At 73.0% G+C, this 16517-nt stretch carries 13 protein-coding genes; 3 read left to right on the top strand and 10 right to left on the bottom strand.

Annotation, left to right across the window (positions count from 1 at the left end; translation table 11 throughout):
* The first annotated feature begins 14 nt into the window (after positions 1-14).
* Positions 15-362: a hypothetical protein gene (locus WMF45_RS39565; protein ID WP_272102879.1), complete on the top strand. Its 348-nt coding sequence runs from the start codon at positions 15-17 to the stop codon at positions 360-362.
* Positions 363-500: 138 nt separating this feature from the next.
* Here the strand turns inward: WMF45_RS39565 and WMF45_RS39560 are convergent, their stop codons facing one another.
* Both WMF45_RS39560 and WMF45_RS39555 read right to left on the bottom strand, forming a co-directional pair.
* Positions 501-2357 (bottom strand): permease, encoded by a 1857-nt coding sequence (locus tag WMF45_RS39560; RefSeq protein ID WP_437711117.1) that lies wholly within the window; start codon positions 2355-2357, stop codon positions 501-503.
* A 174-nt stretch (positions 2358-2531) separates the two neighbouring features.
* Complete coding sequence (locus tag WMF45_RS39555) at positions 2532-2984, bottom strand: Fur family transcriptional regulator (protein ID WP_437295011.1); 453 nt, start codon at positions 2982-2984, stop codon at positions 2532-2534.
* 622 nt (positions 2985-3606) lie between these two features.
* On the opposite strand from WMF45_RS39555, the gene WMF45_RS39550 reads away from it, so the two are divergent.
* Complete coding sequence (locus WMF45_RS39550; RefSeq protein ID WP_437711116.1) at positions 3607-4515, top strand: zinc metalloprotease; 909 nt, start codon at positions 3607-3609, stop codon at positions 4513-4515.
* Between the two features lie 75 nt (positions 4516-4590).
* Here the strand turns inward: WMF45_RS39550 and WMF45_RS39545 are convergent, their stop codons facing one another.
* From WMF45_RS39545 to WMF45_RS39520, 6 genes are all read right to left on the bottom strand, one after another.
* Positions 4591-5358, bottom strand: a complete 768-nt coding sequence (locus WMF45_RS39545) for a hypothetical protein (RefSeq protein WP_437711115.1) — start codon at positions 5356-5358, stop codon at positions 4591-4593.
* A 393-nt stretch (positions 5359-5751) separates the two neighbouring features.
* Positions 5752-6588: a CPBP family glutamic-type intramembrane protease gene (locus WMF45_RS39540; RefSeq protein WP_437711114.1), complete on the bottom strand. Its 837-nt coding sequence runs from the start codon at positions 6586-6588 to the stop codon at positions 5752-5754.
* Complete coding sequence (locus tag WMF45_RS39535; RefSeq protein WP_437711113.1) at positions 6570-7721, bottom strand: peptidase MA family metallohydrolase; 1152 nt, start codon at positions 7719-7721, stop codon at positions 6570-6572. Before WMF45_RS39535 ends, WMF45_RS39540 begins: the two co-directional genes overlap by 19 nt.
* Positions 7718-8650, bottom strand: a complete 933-nt coding sequence (locus tag WMF45_RS39530; protein WP_437711112.1) for a hypothetical protein — start codon at positions 8648-8650, stop codon at positions 7718-7720. The genes WMF45_RS39535 and WMF45_RS39530 overlap by 4 nt, the downstream gene beginning before the upstream one ends.
* A 58-nt stretch (positions 8651-8708) precedes the next feature.
* Positions 8709-9707: an NAD-dependent epimerase/dehydratase family protein gene (locus WMF45_RS39525; RefSeq protein ID WP_437711111.1), complete on the bottom strand. Its 999-nt coding sequence runs from the start codon at positions 9705-9707 to the stop codon at positions 8709-8711.
* Between the two features lie 124 nt (positions 9708-9831).
* The gene (locus tag WMF45_RS39520) at positions 9832-10968 is read right to left on the bottom strand and encodes a hypothetical protein (protein ID WP_437711110.1); all 1137 of its coding nucleotides are present in this window, start codon (positions 10966-10968) and stop codon (positions 9832-9834) included.
* Between the two features lie 215 nt (positions 10969-11183).
* Here WMF45_RS39520 and WMF45_RS39515 point away from each other — a divergent pair, with 215 nt between their 5' ends.
* Positions 11184-13427, top strand: coding sequence for a cyclic nucleotide-binding domain-containing protein (locus WMF45_RS39515; RefSeq protein ID WP_437711109.1), 2244 nt, complete (start codon positions 11184-11186; stop codon positions 13425-13427).
* A gap of 76 nt (positions 13428-13503) precedes the next feature.
* Here the strand turns inward: WMF45_RS39515 and WMF45_RS39510 are convergent, their stop codons facing one another.
* Both WMF45_RS39510 and WMF45_RS39505 read right to left on the bottom strand, forming a co-directional pair.
* The gene (locus WMF45_RS39510) at positions 13504-15195 is read right to left on the bottom strand and encodes a serine/threonine protein kinase (RefSeq protein ID WP_437711108.1); all 1692 of its coding nucleotides are present in this window, start codon (positions 15193-15195) and stop codon (positions 13504-13506) included.
* 85 nt (positions 15196-15280) lie between these two features.
* Entirely contained in the window at positions 15281-16249 is a 969-nt protein-coding gene (locus WMF45_RS39505; protein WP_437711107.1) for a serine/threonine-protein kinase, read from the bottom strand.
* Positions 16250-16517 lie beyond the last annotated feature (268 nt).

The raw sequence follows: 16517 nt of genomic DNA, 5'->3' as shown, positions 1-16517 counted from the left end.
AAGGATGCAAGTCGATGGACGACCACCAGACGCATGAAGCGCACGCCCATGTTCATGGGCAGGGATGTGGACATCAGGCGTTGCGGCATGAAGACCACGTCGATTACCTGCACGACGGACACCTGCATCACCCGCACGGCGATCACTTCGATGAGCACGTGCTCTCGGTCGGCAAGGAGAACCCTGACGCGTGCACGCCGAGCCATGCATGCGCCGATCACGAGAAGGCGCACACGCACGGGGCAGGCTGCGGCCATCAGGCCGTACCCCACGGCGATCATTTCGATTACCTCGTCGGGGCGCACCTGCACCATCCGCACGGCGATCACTGCGATCACCACGGCTCGGTCCAGCTAGGGTGATCGCCGCGCCGCCCCGCGCCGTAGCTCCGGCGCGTGAGGTGAAGGCCGCGGGACGACGCGCGAGGGAGACCGGCGAGCGGCGCGTGAGGTAGAGCGGCGAGCGTGAGCTCTTGGAACGACGTTCCGGGGAGGCCGGCGTCACGTGGACGGCGCGCCGCGGTCGTCCGGTGCGCCGCTCGCGCTGCAGCGATGTGCGTGTGCGCAGGGCGCATGCGGGTCCTCTGGCCCGGACGCACCGATGTCGCCGGCGCCGCGCATGCCGCCGAGCCATGCGCGAGGGCCGAGCCTCATGAAGCTCGAGATCAGGAGCGCGCCGAGCGCGGCCGCGCAGACCCACGCGAAGGTGGAGTGCTCCTGGGGCGCGAGGTCGTGGAGGTCCGGGATCGCCGAGAGGGGGACGAAGGCGTTCGCGACGAGGCCGAGCGCGACGGCGAAGGCGACGCTGAAGAGCGCGGAGGCGGCGGCGGCGCGCGCTCCGAACGCTCGATGCAGGCCGGCGAGCGCCGCGATGTGGGTCGCCGGCCCCGCCACGAGGAAGGCGAGCGCCGCGCCGACCGGGAGCCCCTTGTGGATCATCACGGCGGCGAGAGGCGCCGCGCCGTGCGCGCACACGTGAGCGGGCACCGCGAGGAGCGCGCTCACGAGGACGTCGTCCGGCGCGCCGAGCGCGCGCGCTGCGGCCGGCGCGATGGCCGCCTCGAGGACGGCGGCGAGCACAAGGCCCGCGACGTACCAGGCGGCCATGTGATCGAGCGCTGGACCGACGGCCTCGGCGACGGCGGCGCGGAGCCGCGCGCCCGGCGATGCCACGGTCCCGGCGACGACGGGCGGCGCGCCGCCGGAGGGCGCAGCGCTCGAGCCTTTCGTCCTGGCCACCCTGGCGACGAGGAGCGCGACCAGCACGGCGAGGAGCGCACCGCCCGCGACGCGCGCCGCGGTGAACGGCAGGCCGAGCATCCGCAGCGAGAGCAGCGCGCCGGCAGGATCGAGCGCCGGCGCGCAGAGGACGACGGCGACGAGCGCGGCGACCGGCGCGCTCGCGCGCGGGAGCCGCTGCATGCGCGGCGCGACGCCACAGGCGCAGAGGGGCAGCGGCGGCCCGGACGCCAGGCTGCGGGCGGCCCGGGGCAGCGCCGCGCCGCCGCGCAGCGAGCCGATAGCGCGATGCAGGACGCTCGGAACGAACGCGCGCAGGAGCCCCGCCACGGCGAGCCCGGCGAGCACGGCGGGCGCCGTCTCGATGAACAGCGGGCCGAGCGACTCGGCGAACGACAGCTCGGACGCGTGCGCGCTCGTGAAGGAGCTCTCCGGGCTGGGGAGCGCGAGCGCGACGCAGAGCCCCGAGGCAAAGGCGATCGCGCTCGCCGTCCGCGCGCGCGCCCCCCGGGGCGGCGCCTCGTGCGTGTGGACCACGAGCCGCAGGAGGACGCCGAGGCCGAACGCGATGAACACCTCGAACGACTCGTGGGGGAGGCTCTCGACGGCGCCCTGGCCGAGGAGTGCGCCGAGGACGGTGAGCAGCCCGAGGAGCCCGAGGCGCGCGGCGAGCTGCCGCCAGCCCCAGGCGGGCAGGAAGCGCGCCGCGAGCGACAGCCCCTCGGGCAGCCGGTGCACGACGACGGCGCTCGCGAAGAGCACCCCGTCCGCGCCGCTGTCGGCCGCGGCCACGGCCAGCGCGAGCCCGGCGCCGTCGAGCAGCCCGTGCACGGCGAGCGCCGAGAACGCGATCTCCCGCCCCAGCACCTCGCCGGTGTCGCGCCGCCGGTGCTCCGTGAGCCCGAGCGCCGCGTACCCGAGCGCCGCCCAGAGGAGCGCCTGCGCCCCGATCTCCTCGACGACGTGCGGCAGGTGGCGCGTGAGGACGAGCGCGGGCACGAGGCCGAGCGTCAGCCCGTCGAGCGCCGACGTCGGCAGCGCCTGGCGCCGGCCGAGCGCCACGAGGAGCGGCCCCGCGGCGAGGCCGGCGATCGACAGGACGACGACGAGCGCGAGCATGGGCGCGGTGGGCTATGCCCGAGCCCCGTGGCCTAATCAATATCAAATTGGTGTTGCAACCAGGATGCGAACAGCCGTCTGTGGTCGCTGAGCGCCGCGAAGCGCCGCGTCATTCACGCGGCTCGGGGCTGCCGGTGGCCGGGGGTCGCCGATGACCGGGGGCTGCTCCGCCGCTCAGGCCTGCACGCACCGATCGCAGCGGCCCTTGATCTGGATCTGGAGCCCCTTGCGCCGGAGCGCGCGCGGCGCGCCGCGCGCCGCCTTGATTTCGATGCTCTCGTCAGGGAGGCAGAGCACATCGCCGCATGTGTCGCACATGAAGTGCGGGTGCTCGTCCGCCGCGTGGGCTCCGGTGGACTCCCGCAGCTCGAACCGCCAGAGGTGGTCGCCCATGTCGGTGCGGCGCACGAGCCCGGCGTTGGTCAAGTCGATCAGGTTCCGGTAGATGGTGGCGCGATCCCACCCTTTCGGCGCGAGCTCAGCAGCGAGCTCCGCGTGGCTGACGGGCGTCCGCGAGCGGCCGAGGCTATGCAGCACCGCGATGCGCGGCGATGTGGCCCGCAGGCCGGCCGCCCGGATCTGCTCACGGAGCTCCTCCGCGGACTGACCTGCTTTCGTACGCGCCATGCCAGACATCTACCGTCGCCAGGAGAGTACCGCAATCACGATGCACAGCGCCCGTCGGCCGCGCAGCGCCCGGGTCGGCCGCGTGCCAGTGTGAGCGAGATCGCAGGATCGCCGCCGAGCCCGTCGCGCCACCGCCCGCGAGAACGCAGCGTCTGCCCTCGTGCGGACCGCGTGGATGGGCGCGCGGCGCGGCGCTCGGAAAGCGCCTCGACATCGGGGTGAGCTCCGCGGGCCCTGATCCCGAAGGCGCGGAGGACATGGAACAGGCGGAACAGCCACGTCCCCGTCGTCGTCTGATCTCGAGTCGAGGGGCGCTCCCGCGGTCCGCGCCGCTCTCGACGTGTGCTCCATCATGGAGCGATCGATCCACGTTGGAGCAATCGGCGTGTCCGTTCCACATGGGCCGCTGCGCCTCGTCATCGCTCTGCGTGTCCGGGGGCCTGCCGGCGTTCGGCGAGAGAGCGCAAGACTCGTAAGACGACCAGAACGACCAGAACGACCAAGACATGGAATCTTCCTTGGTCGTCGCGAGTGGAATCAGCCCTTTTGGAATTGAACCGATTGTGATCGCGGATATATATTCATGCTTCCTTTGCGGGGAAATGAACCAAGGAGAGTGTCCATGCGAGCTCGGACGTGTGCGGAAGTATTTGCCTTAGTCTTGATCGCTGCCTTGGGCGTCGCGTGCGGCGCCGACCCCTCGACCCCCGCGGAGGATGCGCCGGCCGTCGTCGACGTCGAGCCCGAGCAGGTCGAGGCGGCGCCGGCGCCCCTGCGGCGCGGCTGCGCGACCGTCGAGCTGAGCGACGTTGAGAAGGAAGCCGTCGAGCAGTCCGTCCGCAGACAGATGGCGCTCGGGTTCTCGGTGGGCGCGGCGGTCGAGATCCCCGTGCACGTCCACGTCATCAACAAGGGCATCGGCGTTTCGAACGGCGACGTGACGGACGGGATGATCGCGGAGCAGATCGAGGTGCTCAACGAGGCGTACGCGAACACCCGCTTCAGCTTCACGCTGGCCTCCGTCGATCGGACGAGGAACGCGACCTGGTACACCATGGCGTCGGGCTCTTCGGCCGAGCGGCAGGCCAAGGCCGCGCTCCGCATTGGTGGGCCAGACCACCTCAATCTCTACACGGCCAATCCGGGCGGCGGTCTGCTGGGCTGGGCGACGTTCCCCTCGAGCTACGCGGCCCGTCCGACCGACGACGGCGTCGTCCTGCTCCATTCCACGTTACCCGGCGGCAATGCGGCGCCGTACAACGAGGGAGACACGGGTACGCATGAGGTCGGTCACTGGCTCGGCCTCTTCCACACGTTCGAAGGCGGCTGCCACAAGAGCGGTGATGGCGTCGCGGACACGGCGTCGGAGCGCAGCGCCGCGTATGGCTGCCCGCTGAACAGGGACAGCTGCCGGGGAGGTGGGCTCGACCCGGTCCAGAACTTCATGGATTACACCGACGACTCCTGCATGGATGGGTTCACTGCAGGGCAGGCCGATCGCATGTCGGCTCACTGGGACACGTATCGTTGATCGGTGGGTGATGTGACGGCGGGCGGCGGGCGACTCCGCAGCTCGCCGGCCGGACAGGCGTCCGGCAGAGCTCGATCACATCGACTTGATCTGGGCCCGGCGCTCGAAGCTCCGGCTCTCGGTGAGGACGCGCGGCGCGGGCTCGGCAGGCGCCGGCCCCGCGCTCGAGTCCCTGTCTCCCTGCGCCAGGCGCTGCTGGCGGCGGGTGCCGGCCTGTACGCCGAAGTACACGCCAAGGAACGTCACGACGCCCCAGCCGAGCAGGCCGATGGCGACGAGGCCGGTCTGGCGCGACGCATCGCCCCCGAGCTGGCTGATCTCCTCCATCGGCGCCGACAGCTTGCTCACCTCCTTCATCGGCTCGCGCAGCGTCGCGACCTGCTCCATCGGCTGCTTCAGCCCGGCGACGTCGCGCATCGGCGCGTCCAGGGCGGCGACGTCGCGCATCGGTGCGTTCAGGGCGGCGACGTCCGTGAGCGGGCCGCGGATGCCCACGAGGCTCTCGTTCATCGCGGCGATGGTGGCCTCCATCTGGCTCAGCCGATCCATCGACTCCTTGAGGCGCGCGGTCTCCCGCATGCTCTGCTGCATTGCGTCCATCGACCCCTTGAGCTCGGCCAGCCGCTCCATCGCCGCCTGCATCTCGGCGAGCTTCTCCATCGGCTGACGCAGCTCGGCGAGCTGATCGATGCTCTCCTGCGAGCTCCGCAGCGTCTGATTCGAATCCTCGATCGTCGCGCGGGTCCGCCGCATCTCCTCCGTCGTTGCCTGGATGGAGCGCGTGTTCGTGTCGATCATCGTCGCCATGCCGCAGCCCGTCGACACGAGCGCGAGCAGCATCATCGGCGCAATCCGAAGGATCCTTCCGCAGTGCATACCTGATCGTTGGTTCCTCGAAGGCGGCGCGTCAATGTGTGCTTGACGCGGTGCGCTGAAATATGACATAGCCGTGTCCGAGGGGTGAGACGCTGTGGGATGCCGCGCGTGTTCGCCCGCGATCCGCTTGCGCGGCACGTGCTCTCACGGCGCTGTGAAATGTCGGTGTCGGTCCGGTGGATGTGACGCGCCGAGCGCTGGAAACCGGACGCCGGCGGTGGAAGGGGAGAGGCCGAGTGCGCAGCTGCGATGGACGCGGCGCCGCCAGCGCCGATGTCCGGAACTACAACGCGGGTCCGGCGCGCTTCATGCCGGCGCGGCGGCGAGAGCTCCGTGGCGGTCGCGCCGGGAGGGGGCGCTTTACCGTGCTGGATGGGCAGGCTGCAGGGCGCCGGCGCGGAGGGTGAGCGCGGCGAGGACGGCGAGCACGGCCGCGCCGAGCCAGGCAGGCGGGCCGGAGGCCTGCGTCCCCGCGGCGAGGGCGCCGTCGATCCACGTGGCGTCCAGCAGGGCGCCGCGCAGACCTGCGCCCGCGAGCGCGGTGAAGCTCGCGTGGACGGCGACCGCCGCGAACACGCCGCGGCCGCGCAGGAAGAGCGCCGCGGCGAGCGCGCCGAGCGCGGTCGCGAGGGCGAAGCTCGACGGGGACGCGCCCGGCGCGAGCCCGATCGCGGCGCCGTGCGCGAGGGCGGAGAAGACAAGCGCCGGGCGGGGCGAGAGGCCGGCGCGCGCCGCGGCGGCGAACGGGATGCCGGTGAGCAGGAGCTCGTCGCGGACGGCGAGGGCGATCGCGCGCGCCAGGGCGAAGCCGAGGCTCACCGAGGGCGCCCCGGCCGCGACGGTCACCCACCCCAGCACCGCGGAGGCGCCGAGCGTGATCAGCACGGCGAGCGCGCCCAGCGCAGCGCCGAGCCCGACGCGACGGGCGAGGCGCGCGCGGCGGCCTGGGCCCTCCGGCTCCAGAGGGTCGGTCCACTGCACGCCGGCCCGCGCCGCGATGACGTCGGCGACGACCGCGCCGGCGAGCGCCGCCGCGAGCGGGCTCGACGACAGGAGCACGGACACGATCTGCAGGGCCGCGGCGAGGCCGATGAGCCAGGCCGCGCCGAGCGCGAGCTCCGTCAGGCGGCGCTGCGGTCCGGCGGGATTGGGCCGAGGAGGGGCCTCGTCCGTGGCGTTCAGTGGAGCGTGTGCCACTGGCCGTTGTGCTCCACCTTCGGGACGTCCGCGTCGCCGTCGACCTCGTTGCGGTGACGCGCGCCCAGGGTAGCGACGAGCTGGACCGTGGACGGGCGCGCGGGCCGGTGGCGTACCTCCGACGCCGCGCGGAGCCGGCGGCGCGGCGCGGGAGGCGGCGGCGACCTCCGGCTCCGGAGCCGCTGCACGGCCAGCCGGCCGGAGACAAGCAGCCCGATCGCCAGCAGCGAGCCGGCCAGCACCGGGACGAAGCCGTAGCGGCGCGCGACGTTGGCGCGCCACGCGCGCTCGATCTCGCGGCCCGTCGAGACATAGGCGGCCCCGAGTGCGGCCTCGAGCGGCACGCCGCCGCGCACCTGAGCCAGCGCGCGCACGAAGCTCTGCCGCCGCTCGTCCTCGACGAGGAAGCGGACGATGTCGGCCGCCTGCGCGTAGGGCAGCGAGCCGGCCATGTCCTCGGCGCCTGTCAGGTTCGCCTCGAGCTCGTCGAGCGGGAGGAGGCGCCCCCGGAGCGCGGCGACCGAGAGCTCCTGCGCGCGACGAGCGCCGCGGTCTCCGGCCACGTGGGCGGCGAACCCCTCGTGGAACCAGCGCGGGACGACGGCGCCGCCCGTCACCTCATCCAGGGCGAGGTGCGCGAGCGCGTGACGGAAGGATGCCTCGAGATCGGGCGTCTCGGCGCCGAGCCGCGGAGAGGCGCTCAGGACCGCGAGCCGCAGCGCGCCGAACGAGATCGCCGTCACGGGGCCAGCGAGGCCCCCGGGGATGAGATCGTCGAGCTCGGCGGGCACATCCGCGATCCGGACCTTCACCGGCGTGGTCAGCACATCGCGCCCAAGCAGGGCGCCGAGCTCGGCGCGCAGGTCGCCGGCTCGGGCGATCAGCGGGCGGACACGGTCGCGGGTGGACGGGTGATAGGCGAACTCGATCCAGCCGAGATCCTCGGTGTGGTACGCCGGCGGCGGCGGCGGCACGGGAAGATCGGCGCCGCCGTCGCGCGACGCGGCGGGCGCGTCGTAGACGCGGGGCGCGGCGCCGGCGAGCCGCGCGGGCGCGGCGATGATCGCGACGCAGAGGAGCGCGGCGAGCCTCAGCCCGAGCCCCGCTGGTCTGCGCCGGGAGGAGCGCGTCATGGCGCGATCCGGCCCCGGAGGTGCACTGTGTCGCCGTCATCGCCGCCCGTCTGGGCCAGCACCAGCACGACGATCCCGGTCGCGACGACGCCCGCGAGCGGCCCCCAGAACCAGGGGGAGCTCCACGTCGAGCGCCGCTCCGACGGCTCCGGCGAGGTGGCGCCGCCGCCCGCGGACTTCGGCGCCGCCTGGGCGACGTCGGCGCGAGGTCCGCGAGGTCCCGAGGCGCCGCGCGGCGATGAGGCGGGCGCGGTCGGCGTCGCGGCGCGACCCGCCGCGCCTCCGCTCCGTTCGTCTCCAGCGAGCAGCGCGCCCACGGCCGCGCCCGCGCCCGGCCAGCCGAAGATCGCCCCGGCGGGGGCGGCCGCGCCGTCGGCGGTCCGCTGGACCGTCGCGCCGAGCTCGAGCGGCGCGTAACTCGCGCCCGCGACCCGGAGCACGCGCGCCACGGGGTGGCCGTGCGCCGTGCTCACCGCGACGACGAGCGCCGCGCCCGCGCCCGCGCCGAGCGACGCGAGCAGCCCGCGCGCGACCGGCTCGGACTCGGCGCGCCCGGCGGAGCGGCGCACCTCCGCGAGCTCCCTCACGGCGGCCGGCGCGTCCGGGCGCGGCGGATCGCCGGCGAGCACCTGCGCTGTCGCCTCGTCGATCGGCGGGCGGAGCGCGGGGTCGCCGTAGATCGCGCGGGCGAGCGAGCGAGCCGCCTCGGCGCTCGCGTCGTCCACCGCCACCACGACGGCGCCGCGCAGGGCCGACCGTGCGGCGGGCGCGTCCGGCGCGCCGCGCGCAGCCGGCGCCGCCGCCGCGCTGCCCGCGTCCGGAGCCGCGGCGGCGCCGTTTCGAGGCGGCTCCTGGGCCTGCGCGGGCGCCGCCGTGAGGCCGAGCGCCATCGCGACGAGGCCCGGGGCAACCGGCGGACAGCGGAACATGCATTTACGGTACGGAGGCCGCGGGCGAGCGTCAAACGGCGCGCGGCGAGGTGTCACGTCACAGCCAGCCGTGCTCGCGGTACCAGGCGACCGCGCGGCGCGTCCCCTCCGCCCAGCTCACCTCGGGCGCCCAGCCGAGCTCCCTGCGGGCGTCGCTCGAGTCGCAGACCCAGTGCGACGCGGAGAGCTCGTTCAGCTTGTCGCGCGTGAGCATCACGGCCTTGCCGGTGAGGCGGCCGAGCCCCTCGCTCGCGAGCGCGGCGCCGCGCACGAGCGAGAACGGGACGCCGAGGCGGACGAGCGCCCGCGCGCCGAGCGCCGCCTCCACGTCCGCCAGCATGTCGCGCCACACATACACGCTTCCGTCGTCGATGAAGTAGGCGCGGCCGCTCGGCACGTCGCTCTCGATCGCCCGGATGCACGCGGCGGCCGCGTCGGAGGCGTAGATGACGCTGAGCGTGTTCCTGCCGTCGCCGAGCATCGGGAGGAAGCGGCGCGAGACGCTCTGGAAGAACGCGAACGACTCCTGGTCGCGCGGGCCGTAGATCATCGGGGGGCGCATGACGACCACGGGCAACGCGCCCTTCTCGGCGAGGACCAGCCGCTCGGCCTCGAGCTTCGAGCGCCCGTAGCGCGTCACCGGGGCCGGGCGCGCGTCGGGGGCGATGGGGCGCCCGTCCAGGCTCGGGCCGATGGCGGCGAGGCTCGAGACGAACACGAACCGCCGTATCGCCCCCGCCGGCGCCGCCTTCGTCGCGTCGAGCAGGTTCCGCGTGCCGTCGACGTTGATCCGGAAGAACTCCGCCTCGTCGCGCGCCTTGACCAGCCCGGCCGAGTGCACGATCGCGTCGACGCCCGACGGGCCGACGACCGCGCGGCGGACGCTCTCCGCGTCCTCGACGGCGCCGTACGCGAGCTCGACCCCGCGCAGCGACGACAGGAACCTCGTGTCCGACGAGCGCCGCACCAGGGCGACGACGCTGTGCCCCTGCTGCACGAGCTGCTCGGCGACGTGCGAGCCGAGGAACCCGCTCGCGCCCGTGACCAGCACCCTCATCGATCCGCTCCTCTTCCTTTCCGGTCCCAGCGCGCGCCGGCGGCGCTCGGCGCTGGGGCCCACGTCGCGCTGCCGGCGCCCGCGTCGAGCGGCCCGCGCCGCCCGGCGCTGGCGCGCGCGTCCATCACAGCGCCCGCTCGTAGACGCGGTACTTCTTGTGGACCCGGCCGCCCATCAGCCGGATGCCCGCGTTGATGGCGGCGTTGTCCTCCAGCGTCCACCCCAGCTCGCCGCCCTCCATGCCGAGCAGATGCGCCGCGCGGTTCATCTCGACGTAGAGGAAGGCGCTGAGCCCGGCGTAGCGCCGCACGTGGCGCCACTTCTTGCGGATGCCGAGCACGACGAGGCGCCCGCGCTTCGGGCCGCGCACGCGCAGCCGCCACAGCAGCTTGAAGATGCCGCCAGGGAGGAGCTTGCCGTGGAAGTCCTTGATCAGCTGGTTGAGGTCGGGCAGCCCGAGCGAGACGGCGGCCGGCTCGCCGTCGATGAACGTGATCTTGGTGAGCTCGGGCATCAGGATGAGCCGCACGTCCTTCGACCACTTGACGAGCTCCTTCTCGGTCATCGGGACGAAGCCCCAGTTGTCGCTCCAGGCGTCGTTGTAGACGTCCATGAGGATCCGGATGTCGCGGAGCAGGTTCTTCGGATCGCCGCAGCGCGTGTGCACCTCCGGCATCGCCAGGACCTCGGCGTGGGCCTTCTGCGCCCGGGCGGGGACGTTGCCGACCTCGTAGCCCCACGCGTAGAGGTCCTTCACCTTCTCGAGCCCCGCCTGCTCGATGAGCCGGCCCTGGTGCGGCCGGTGGTAGGGCATCATCATCACCGGCGGGAGCTCGAAGCCCTCGATGAGGCAGCCGATCTCCTCGTTGGTCGAGAGCGAGTAGGGGCCCCGCATGCGCTTCATCCCGCGCGCGCGCAGCCAGCCCGCGGCCTCGGCGAGCAGCGCCCCGGCCGTCTCGGCGTCGTCGATCGTATCGATGAACCCGAACGAGCCGGTCTCGTCGCGGTGGACCCGGAGGTGCTCGTGATCGACCTGCGCGGTGATCCGGCCCGCTGGCCGGCCGTCCTTGTACGCCACCCACGCCGTCCCCTCGGCGTGCTCGAAGAACGGGTTCTTCTTCTTGTCGAGCCGATCGGAGATGTCCAAGTCGAGCGGGCGGATATAGTTGGGCTCACCCTCGTAGACGGTGTCGACCACGTTCAGGAAGTCCTTGAGGACCTTCTTGTCGCCCTTCCGGAGCTCGCGGATCTCGATAGCCATAGGGCCTGAGCCCGTACCTTCCGAGACGCGGCGCTGCAAGGGGCTCGCACCGACGTGGTCTCGGCCGATCGCGGAGCGCCGCGCCCCGCGCGCCGCGCCGAGCCGAGCCCTCGGCTTCGCGCGCGCGCCGCGCTGATCGCACGACGCCGCGCGCTGAAGCCGGTAAGCTCTCGCGGAGGGCCTGTCCGGCCCCCGGCAACTCAGGTGGACGCAGCATGATGACCCCGAAGGAGTTCCAGAGGCAGTTCAAGCGGCTGCTGATGAGCCGTGTGGAGGGCATGGACTGGGAAGACAAGCTCGCCCGGGTCCGCCAGTACCTGCGCCAGCTCGAGGCGCGCCAGAGCCCGGAGGAGGAGTCGGCCGAGCTCTCGCCGTCGCTGGAGCTCATCCCGTTCGAGCCCGGCAAGCGGCCTGTCGACGAGGCGCTCTATCCGGGGCACGGGTGCAGCGAGCGCGTCGGCTGCATCAACACCTCCGGCGACCCGTCGGAGCTCGGCGACGAGGTGTGGCTGCTCTACCGGCTGCGCGATATCTACGCGTTCGTCGCCCCCTTCGAGCGCCCGTTCGAGGTGACCATGTCGGCGTGGTTCCTCCCCGCGAGCCCCGACGGCGGCGATCCGTGCCCGGTGCCCGGCCTCATGGACGTGCCGCTCAGCCCGCAGATCGTCTCGACCTCGTCCTACCCCGTCCCGAAGCTCGAGCCCGCCCCGTGGAACTCGTTCCACCAGACGGTCTACGTGGCCACCATCGTGCCGGCGCGGCAGCTCGTGCCGCACCCCCCCGGCGAGGAGACCGGCGGCGGCTATTTCTGGGGCGAGCTGCCCGAGTCGTTCCGGCGGCGCGTCACCGACGGCTTCGAGCCGTTCACGTTCGCGAGCCTGTTCCGGCAGCAGCTCCGCGTCGAGATCAAGCTCAGCGAGGCGGGCAGGACGGTCGCCTCCGAGTCGACGGACATCGAGATCTTCGACACCGGCCGCTTCGGCTCGCTCTACGCGCGCCTGCTCGACCGTCTCGTCAAGGCGGACACGGAGATCCAGCAGCGGGCGCTCGGGATCGACGAGCTCCACGTCGGCTATCACCCGTGGTTCCCCGTGCTGACCATCGGCATGGACAAGGCGCTCCTGTACCTCCGGGCCATCCATCAGGACCTCGAGCAGCACCGGCGCAACCTCCCGGACCCCCGCTGGCTGCTCCGGGTGGGCCTCTACCTCGAGCTGCTCACGTGCCTCGGCATCTTCGAGGCCGTGAAGCGCGACTACCCGGACATGCTCTCGCCGGGGGAGCGCGAGGCCTTCGAGGAGGGCGCGGCGTTCGCGCCGATCCGCGCGTCGATCGACGTCGCGGCGTGGGCGCAGGTCTGGGACATGCGGCACATCGCGCCGCGCGCGGCCGGCTTCTTCGCGGCCGGGCCCGTGAGCCTGACGAACCTGATGCGCAAGCAGAAGGCCACGCTCGCCTTCCTACACGCCCACCACGCGGACCTGCAGAAGGCGATCGAGCTCGCCGGCCCCAACCTGTGGAACGCGCAGGAGACATGGCATCGGGTGTTCCGCGACGCGGAGCGGGCCGTGCTCAAGAACAACGTGCTCGCGTTCCCGGAGCTCGCGCACCTCGAACCGCGGTGGCGCGACTTCGCGCTCTGGCACCAGCGGGGGGACATGCGGCTGTTCGGGCTCAACCTGATGCCCGAGGCGCTGACGGGGCTCTTCGGCGACCAGGACGGCATCTTCCCCGCGGCGTGCCGGCAGTACCGGAAGTCGATGAACGACGTCGCCCGGTGGGCCGTCGAGCGGAACCTCATGGATTACACGGGCGACGAGTGCATCCCGCGGAACGCGAGCCTGCTCGAGGCGTACATGGAGAAGAACCCGTCGCACCTCGCCGCGCTGCAGCGGCGCGACGGCCACGGGGCCGCGCCGTCGATCGAGCTCGAGGAGCCGAGCAAGGCGGCGCGGGAGGCGAGCGCCGAGGACCTCATGCTGCTGCTCCGGCGGACGCCGGTCTTCAAGCCGCTGCTCGATCGCGAGCTCCGCAAGCTCGCCACGAAGGCGCGCCGGATCGAGTACGGACCGCTCGATCGGATCGTGCTGCAGGGGCAGCGGGACTCGTCGATGTTCGTCGTCGCGTCCGGCGCCGTCGAGGTCCTGGTGCGGCACGCCGACGGGCAGGACGCGACGGTCGCCGCGCTCGAGAAGGGCGCCGTCTTCGGGGAGTTCGCGCTGCTCACGGGCGAGGAGCGCACCGCGACGGTGCGCGCCGTCGACGAGGTGGTGCTCTACCAGATCACGAAGGAGGCCCTGCAGCCGATCATCGAGGCGCGCCCGCAGCTCGTGATCGAGCTGAGCTTGCTCATGGCGTCGCGCCAGGCCCACCTGCGCGACGCGGCCGAGCGCTACCTCGAGGCCGAGGAGAAGGTGCGGAGCCTCGCCGGGCGCATCCGGCGGTTCGTCCTCGGCTGATGCGCGCCCGGCCCTTCGTGGCCGGCCTCGCGCTCGGCCCTTCGCGGCCGGCCGGCGTCGCTCGGCCCCCTCGCGCTCAGCCCTTCAGGAGCCACGCGACGGCGTCGGCCTCCGAGGTGAAGAACGAGTACTCGGGCAGCCCCATGGCGGCCGACAGGCGGGAGATCTGCATCTTCGAGAGCGCGCTGTTCACGAGGTTCGCCGCCTTGCGCATGCCGTGCTCGACGGCGTAGGCCATCGTCTGCTCGACGTACGGGCTCACCTCGGGCTTCTGCGGGGGGAAGTCCGCGATGTCGGCGAGCACGTACCAGGGCTTCCCGAGGTTGAGCAGCGTCGATGCCTTCTGGCGGAACTCGTCGAGGTAGGCCTTGCCCTCGTCGATGTCCCAGAACCCCCACACCTTCACGTGGAGGACCCCCGTCGACATGTCGGGCCTGACGGTGAACCGCCGCTGCGGGGCGCGCTCGCGCCGCGAGGTGAGATCCGTCTTCCTCGACGGCTCGCTCCCGGAGAGGCCCGTCCGGCCCGGCGGGTCCAGGGGGGGCGGCGTCCGGGGTCGGGTCTCCGCGAACTTCGAGGCGGCCGACGGCGCGGGCGGCGCGGAAGAAAACGAGGGAGGGACGGAGCGCGAGGGCGGATTCGGCGCCGACGGCGTGACGGAGCGCGAGGGCGGGCTGGGGTAGGAGGCCGGACCGGGGCGTGAGGGAGGCGTCTTCGACGACAGCTCCGGCACGGTGACGGTCGGCACCTCGGCGAAGCCCTTCGCCGTGCCGGGCTTCGAGGGCAGCGTCGGGTCGGTCGGGCTCGGGTTCGCGCTCGGCGCGGGCGCCGCCGGCTCCGGCAGGAGGATGACGCGCGAGGCCCGCGGGATGGCGACGTCGAGCGCGGCGGCGAGCGCGCTGACCGCGACGGACGCGCGCTCGAAGCGGTCCTCGGCCTTGAGCGCCGTCGCCTTGAGGAACCAGCCGTCGAACTCCGTCGGCAGCGCCGCCGAGGACCGCCGCGCCGCGCGCGCGCTGGGCGCCTCCATCGCGCCGCGCAGGAGCTCCCCCGCGAGCATGTACGGGGACGCGGTCGCCTCGGCCTCCTGGGCCCAGTACGACTCGCCGACGAGGAGCGCGTACGCGACGTGCCCGAGCGCGTAGATGTCGGCGCGCGGGCCGACGTTGCGCTCGGCGCGGATCTGCTCCGGCGCCATGTACACGGGCGTGCCGAGCATCTGCCGCGTCAGCGTGGAGGCGTTGTGCTGCTCGATGACCTTGGCGATCCCGAAGTCGAGGATCTTCACGCACGGCGAGCCGTCGTCGCGGACCGTGACGAACAGGTTGTCCGGCTTGAGGTCGCGGTGGACGATGCTCGCCGCGTGCGTCTTGTCGAGCGCGAGCGCGGCCTGGAACAGGTAGAGCGCGACGTCCTCGGCGGGGAGGGCGCCGCGCTTCTTGACGAGGCTGCCGAGCTCCTCGCCGCGGAGCAGCTCCATGACGAGGAACGGGGTGCCGGTCTCGTCGTCGACCCCGGCGTCCGAGGTCCTGACGATGTGGTCGCTCTCGATGACGCCGGTGATGCGGGCCTCGAGGGCGAAGCGGGCGCGCAGCTCCTCGCTGTCGAGCAGGCTGGGCAGCATCACCTTGAGCGCGCGGCGCGTCGCGGTGACGTCGTCCATCACCTCGTAGACGGCGCCCATGCCGCCCGCCTTGATGACGCGCAGCACCTGGTAACGGTTGCGAAACCGCGTATTCGGCTGCAACAGGCCGGGCGAGGAGCTCATCCTGCGGCCCTCGGTTCAGGCATGGTTTGCACCACGCTACCAGCGCCGCTTCCCGCGTCGCAAGGCGGTCGGGTGAGGAACGTGCTCAGCGCAGGATCGCGCCTCCGCCCGCAGGCTCACCTCCGGATCGATCGGCGTGGTCGAGGTGCGGCTCCAGCGCGCTCCAGAGCGAGCGGACGTCCTGGAAGCGCTCTTCGGGGGCCACGGCGAGCGCCCGCGCGACCCACGCGTCCACCTCGGGGAGCAGGTCGGGACGGAAGGCGTGCAAGCTCGGCCGCGGGCCGCGGGCGGCGGCGAGCAGGATGTCGACCCGGCTCGCGCCGGCGAACGGCAGGCGCCCCGCGAGCGCGCGGAAGAGCACCGCGCCGAGCGAATAGATGTCGATCCGGTGGTCGATCTCCTGGGGCCGGCCCTTCCATACCTCGGGCGCGATGTAGCTGGGCGAGCCGGGGATCGCGCCCTCGCGGGTGAGGGGGTCGGCCTGCATGACCTTGACAAGACCGAAATCGAGCAAGCGCACGCGCCCCCGCGCCGCCGTGCCGGTGCGGGCCGGCGCGCTCCCGCGGTGAGGGGAGGTGGAGGAAGGAACGCCCGTGTCGTGGTCGAGGACGAAGATGTTCGCGGGCTTCAGATCGCGGTGGACGATGCCGCGCGCGTGCGCGGCGTCGAGGGTGTCGACGATCGGGCGGAACAGCTCGCGGATCTCGTCGAGCGGGAGCCGCTGGTTCCGCGCCTCCAGCTGGCGCAGCGCCGTCTCGAGATCGCTGCCCTTCAGGAACTCCATGACGATGTAGAGGGTGCCGTCGGGCGCCTCGCTGAACGCGAAGACGTGCGTCGCGCTGGTGCCGGCCAGCTCCCCCATGGCGCGGGCCTCGCGCCGCAGGCGGGCCTTCAGGGCGGGATCGCTGGCGAACTCGGGCCGCAGGTACTTGACGGCGACGTGCGCGCCGGTTTCCTGGTCCAGAGCGCGGTAGACAACGCCGTGGCCTCCCTGACCGACCACCTCGATCAGCGTGTACCGGCCGTCGATCACGTCGTCGATGTCGTGGTCCATCGGCAAGCCCTCGGTGCTTGAGCGCGCTGCGTCAGCGTGCCGCACAGCGAGCCCAGGTTGTAGCCGCTTCGGCGCGCTGGCGGTAGGGACGGTTGGGCGCCGACCTGACTCGCCGGCCGGGGGCGGACCGGAGGAGGAGAGGGGCGGGGAAGCGCGAGCGCGCGCGGCCTGCGGGGAGGCGCCTGCGGGGGGAATAGGCCTGCGGGGAGCGAGCGTGCGGCGAAGCACCCTTGTTGGAGGAGAGGCGCGACCCTGCGCGGGAGGGCAA

The organism is Sorangium sp. So ce448 (genome assembly GCF_051520915.1).
Taxonomy (GTDB): Bacteria; Myxococcota_A; Polyangia; order Polyangiales; family Polyangiaceae; genus Sorangium; species Sorangium cellulosum_B.
This window is presented reverse-complemented; position numbering and strand designations above follow the sequence as displayed.